This window comes from Streptococcus sp. SN3 (genome assembly GCF_030439905.1).
Genome location: NZ_JAQFJF010000016.1, coordinates 1 through 5,044, shown reverse-complemented (window position 1 = coordinate 5,044; position 5,044 = coordinate 1). Strand labels below are relative to the sequence as shown.

General features: G+C 37.6%; 4 protein-coding genes and 2 pseudogenes. 5 read left to right on the top strand and 1 reads right to left on the bottom strand.

Translation table 11 applies throughout. From position 1 onward, the window contains the following. The first annotated feature begins 68 nt into the window (after positions 1–68). The 4 genes from PCY71_RS14785 to PCY71_RS14770 are packed head-to-tail and all read left to right on the top strand — an operon-like array spanning position 69 to position 3,936. A complete protein-coding gene (locus PCY71_RS14785; RefSeq protein ID WP_268697962.1) occupies positions 69–515 on the top strand; it encodes a hypothetical protein in 447 nt (148 codons plus the stop codon). 20 nt (positions 516–535) lie between these two features. Further along, on the top strand, positions 536–2,566 hold the full coding sequence (locus tag PCY71_RS14780) for a hypothetical protein (protein ID WP_004190321.1): 2,031 nt from the start codon (positions 536–538) through the stop codon (positions 2,564–2,566). Next, positions 2,566–3,525: a hypothetical protein gene (locus tag PCY71_RS14775; RefSeq protein ID WP_004190318.1), complete on the top strand. Its 960-nt coding sequence runs from the start codon at positions 2,566–2,568 to the stop codon at positions 3,523–3,525. The genes PCY71_RS14780 and PCY71_RS14775 overlap by 1 nt, the downstream gene beginning before the upstream one ends. 45 nt (positions 3,526–3,570) lie before the next feature. Beyond that, entirely contained in the window at positions 3,571–3,936 is a 366-nt protein-coding gene (locus tag PCY71_RS14770) for a hypothetical protein (protein ID WP_004190317.1), read from the top strand. A gap of 73 nt (positions 3,937–4,009) precedes the next feature. Here the strand turns inward: PCY71_RS14770 and PCY71_RS14765 are convergent. Then, positions 4,010–4,419 (bottom strand): annotated as a pseudogene (locus PCY71_RS14765) (transposase); the annotation flags it as partial. 140 nt (positions 4,420–4,559) lie between these two features. Between PCY71_RS14765 and PCY71_RS14760 the strand changes: the two are divergent. After that, positions 4,560–5,044: pseudogene (locus PCY71_RS14760) on the top strand (FtsK/SpoIIIE domain-containing protein); the annotation flags it as partial.

Genomic DNA, 5,044 nt, shown 5'->3' with positions numbered 1-5,044 from the left:
CAAGATTAAAGTTTTGATGAAATAACAACATTTATTTAAACTAAATTATAAAATAGAGAGGAAACAAAATGAACGGTTTTAATTATTTATATACCCCTATGACTTTTCCTGGTAATCCTTTTGGAGCGTCAGCAGGTTTGAAAGCCAAAAAAGCACGGTTAGAGGCCATCAAGAGTAGGTTAGAAGGATATTCTTGCAATATTGATGATAAGCAAGTAACCAATGCATTGAATGGTTCAATAGGCGCGATTGGAAGTATGACCTTTAGCATTAATGGTGCTCTAGGTAGTGTTGCTGGAGATAAGTACGATGAAGAGCGAAAACAGGAACAAACTGATATCAAAACTTTATCTACTTTATTGGATACAAAACGTGATACGATGGTGGAATTATTGAAGCTTGAAATCGCCTCTTTAGGATCTCAGATTTCGGCAGCTGTGGCTAGTGAATGGGAAGAATATCAAAATAATAGCTTAAATAGCTTACTTAAAACGCCAACGTTTAAGACAAAATAGAATAGAGAAGGTGACGACAGATGAGTTATAGTGTTAAAGCGCACAATTTGGGCGGTATTCAAAGCTATGGGGAATCAATTACGAGCTTTTCAGCCGCACTGACAGCGGCAGCTGCACAAACGCAGCGCTCGTTTACGGATCGTGTAGGAGGCCAAAGAGGAGAGGTGATTAAAGCCTTTTTTGGTAAGTTAAATATTTTGCAGGATCAAGTCTTTCAACAAGCCCCAGAAGCTTTAAAAGCTTATGGAGAAGGAGTTTCAGAATTTGGTCATACTGTCCAAGGCCTAGGGTTTGGCAAATTTGCCTATACTGATAAAGGTGCTATTGACGGTATTGTTAATACACTAAAAGGCCCTCAGTATGAAGAGATGATTGCCAAGAAAAATGGCTTAAAATCTTTGATGGAAGAAGCACAAGAGGCATTAGGTTTTGGGACCGTTGATTTCACAGGATATGATGAGAGAGCCCAGGGTTTCATTAATGATGAAGTTAATGCTCGTAACACTACTCATCAAGGCATTTCAGATGCGGATGATGCTTTAAAGACAATAGCTGAGACAGGTAAGGCAGCCTTCGAAGACTTGGCTGGTGTGATAAAAAATGCTCAAGCTATTATATCAGCAGGTCCAGAAAGAACTTACAATAATATTATGAAAAATAAAGCTGTAACGGTTGAAAAACTTGATTACTTGGATTTTATTCAAAATGAAGCAGATGCCGAAATCATGCTTGCAGCTTGGGAAGGTAATTTAGAAAAAACAGGTAAAATCGATCCAAAAACAATTAGTCAAAGTGGTTACTTGATTATTTCTATGGAGATTTCATCTGCTGTAGAGGAGAATGATAAAGATAAAATTGAACGTTATTTTGATTCATTTGGGAAACTAGATGTTGAAACCACTAAGGCTCATATAAAAAATCTAAAAGAAGTTAATAAAGGGTATGCTAAAAATTTGATAGCCGTTCAAGCAGGTCTGAAAGAGGCTAAATATGATGAAAACAGTCCAGAAATGCTTGCGCTGAAGAAAAGGTTGAATGCAATCAATAAATTTAATGGCTTACTTCAGTCTGTGGAGGAATTAAATATAGGTACTAGCACATCTAGCAATTATAGTAGTAGTACAATGTATACTCATCATACGGAATATGGCTTTAAAATTCTAGATTTAGGGAAAGAAAATGATGTTATTCAATTTGAAGTAACAGAAAATCAAGATGGAGTTCTAAAAACGAAACGTTATAGTAGCAGTATTTCACAAACAGTTAGTGACGAAGCTCTTTCGGAAGCAGTTAAGGGGTTAGGAGATAGTGTAGAGAAGAAAGAAAAAGAAGGGATGCATAATTTCTTGAATATATTGAATGCAGCAGCTGATTTCGTCCCTGGAGGAAAACCAACAAAAGTGGCCTTAGGAGCCTTTAAAGCTATCCTAAACTCAGTGGATTCTTCCATTGATCTGAGTGGGGGAGCTGCTACTGTGGGAAGTGCTGTTCCTGAAAAAATTAAAATAGGAGGTAAAGAAATACCTGTGAAAGAATTTACTACTGGTACAGGTAGATTACTAGCTGCATGGAAAAAACATGAAGATAACTTAAGTGGACAAAATAAAGAAATTCTAGAAGCACGCATGAAAGTTATTAACAGGCTTACAGGTAAGGGCGGAATCTCATTGATTCAAGAAAATGTTCCGAAGTATGATGTTTGGAAGGGAGATGTTCCTACAAATACTCCTAAAGTATTAAAAATAGATATAAGTAATTACTATGATTATGATGCCTATCTTCGAGAGGAATATTTAAATCAGTATGGCGTTAAGCAATATTTCGAATCAGGGATTACAAATACAAGTATGGAAGAATATATGAAACTTATAGATAAGACAACAAGTCCAGAAGTTCAGGAATATCTAAAAGGACAGTCTAGTCTGACCATTGAAAAGATGGATGAAAATCAACTCCGCGGGCTTGTCAATGCCCTTGACAAGCTTCCGAAAGGGAGGGAAGGATTTGTAGATAACTACTTAGCAAATAATAAATATCGGGAGGCTCAATAATGAAAATTTCGAAAAAGGCTGCATTTATTATCGCATTTGTTGCAGTTCTTTTGGTCTCACCTTATCTAGCTTACAAATACTATGAAAACAGATATATAAAACCATATTCTACTTTCTTATTAAAGCGAAAAATTGCAGATTATAAATATATTGAGAACGGGAAAGCCTTGGTGATTAAGTGGGATTATGATAATCTGCTTGACTATTGGATTACAGAGAATTCTACATCTGTTACTTTGGGAGCCCCTGTTGTTGGGCAAACGAAGATTGTACAAGAGTATAATAAATTGCTCACGTTAACTCCCCTAAGAAATGAACCTCTTGAAGACGAGTATTGGAAGATTGCAGTCTATGATATAAAAGAGAAAGGCTTTCCTTCCAAAGAATACGATGTTTTTAAAATGACTCGAGATTACGATTCAGACTATATTCCTACAAGAATTGCCTCTATAATCTATATCAGTGAGGGGCGAGAGTTATTGGACATTCATTTAAAAAATGCCAAAGATGGTTCTCTTGTCACAAAGTCGATTGACCTAGAAAAAGGAAAGATTGTAGAATTAGGTAAGGAACAAGATTATGAGCAATATGCTACTGCAACAAATTTTTATAATTTACTGCCCGAATCTAAAGACTACTTCATGCTTAATTGGGAAACTGGTGTTTCTGCAGGCGGGAAGTTGGATAAAGATGCCCTTATCCGTCAAAAGTATCCTGATGCAGCAAAGCTTGTAGAAGATAACAATGGCTCAATTGTAGTCCTGGCTGATAAGCCAAGTATCGAAAACAACATGCCGATTTATCAGCTGCTGTATAAAAAAGGGACCAATTTATTCGAAAATGTAACAATACCCGCAGAAAGCTCAATAGATGGGCAAGAGCATATTGTCAACAGCCAAGAAGAGTTTATTAAATATTATCATAAAAAAGAGGAAGGGATTCCTAAATATAGAATGTAAACTCTATCCAACAATATTTTTACTGAGAATAGAAAGGATATATAGATGAGTCGTAAAGAGATAGATGCTGAAAAGCTAACAGCCTTCAAAACTAGTATGCAGGAGATGAATAAAAGATTTGAGGGAGAAATTACAGGGCTAATCCAATCCTCTGCAACAGAATCTATGCAGGGAGCAGAGGACACCCTTAACAAAATGAGTGCTAATTTAGTAAACACAGTAGATTCTCTGGATGTATATTTAAATCAAGTAGCTTATTATTTTTTGCAAATGGATAACGACTTAGCTACAGGAATTGCTACTGAGACTTCGATGTTTACTTATTCTAATCCACAAGCTAGGCTGACTCCTGCACAGAAAAAGCAGTATAATGTATCAAAACAAATGAAAGAAGACTATAAACTTCCATAATTTCATTGACCACCTGAATTATCAATTCAGGTGGTTTTCTTGGCTCTTTGTCAACTGTAGTGGGTTCCCAAAAAGTCCTCTCCTTTTTGATATTCAAAGCGATGATGATTCTAGTTTTAAAGTTGTCAAAGTTCCGAAAGCGTTGCGCTTGATGACTTTGATGAGGTTGTTAGTAGCTTCTAGTTTTGCATTTGAGTAGGGCAGTTCCAGCGCGTTCAAGATCTTGTCCTTATCTTTCATAAAGGTCTTAAAAACAGCTTGAAAGATAGGATTTACACAAGAAATAGTATCTTCAATGAGACCAAAGAAATGATCAGCTTGTTTCTCTTGAAAATGAAAAAGCAAGAGTTGATAGATTTCATAGTGTTCTCGGAGTTCTTGAGAGTAAGAAAGTAGCTTTTTCAGAATCTCTCTATTGGTCAAGTGCATGCGAAAAGTTGGACGATAAAATCGTTTATGACTTAGTTTCCGACTATCCTGTCTCGTTCATTTCTTTCCCTTCCCTTCCCCGTCCTATCTCTCGTATGGTATAATGGAACAAGGACATTTTCCTTTTAGTACTTTGAAAACTCTATATTTTTTGAATCCTTTATCTGCTCTGCTATTTCCAAAAAAATAAAATGACTGACCTAGGCTGCTCACTAATTTTCGTACAGGATGTGATGAGCTCGCTGTCTGAGAATATCAAGACGGTTGTCAATATCAAGGACCGCAACACTGGGCAGTTGGTCATGGAAGAAGGAATCCTCAGAGAAATTGACTTCCGCTTGGATCATTTCCCAGAAGGCTATGACAAGGAGCGAATTGCTCGGACCTTGGCGCCGCTCAATCACCTGCAGAATCTCAAAAGCTCGATCCCTGATACCGTGACCTTTATGGAGATGTATGGGGCGGAGACCTTCTCGGACCTGCAAGTCTTGCAAAAGTGGCAACAGAATGCGCCGTATAAGAGCTTGGCGGTGCCTATCGGCCTGTGGGGGGAAGAAGACTTGGTCTACCTCAACCTGCATGAAAAGGCTCACGGGCCGCACGGGCTGATTGCCGGGACAACCGGATCTGGGAAGTCAGAGACCATCCAGTCCTATATCCTGAGTCTGGCCGTTAACTT

Coding starts and splice junctions, on each gene's coding strand:
- PCY71_RS14785 (WP_268697962.1), top strand. CDS start 69: ATGAACGGTTTTAATTATTTATATACCCCTATGACTTTTCCTGGTAAT.
- PCY71_RS14780 (WP_004190321.1), top strand. CDS start 536: ATGAGTTATAGTGTTAAAGCGCACAATTTGGGCGGTATTCAAAGCTAT.
- PCY71_RS14775 (WP_004190318.1), top strand. CDS start 2,566: ATGAAAATTTCGAAAAAGGCTGCATTTATTATCGCATTTGTTGCAGTT.
- PCY71_RS14770 (WP_004190317.1), top strand. CDS start 3,571: ATGAGTCGTAAAGAGATAGATGCTGAAAAGCTAACAGCCTTCAAAACT.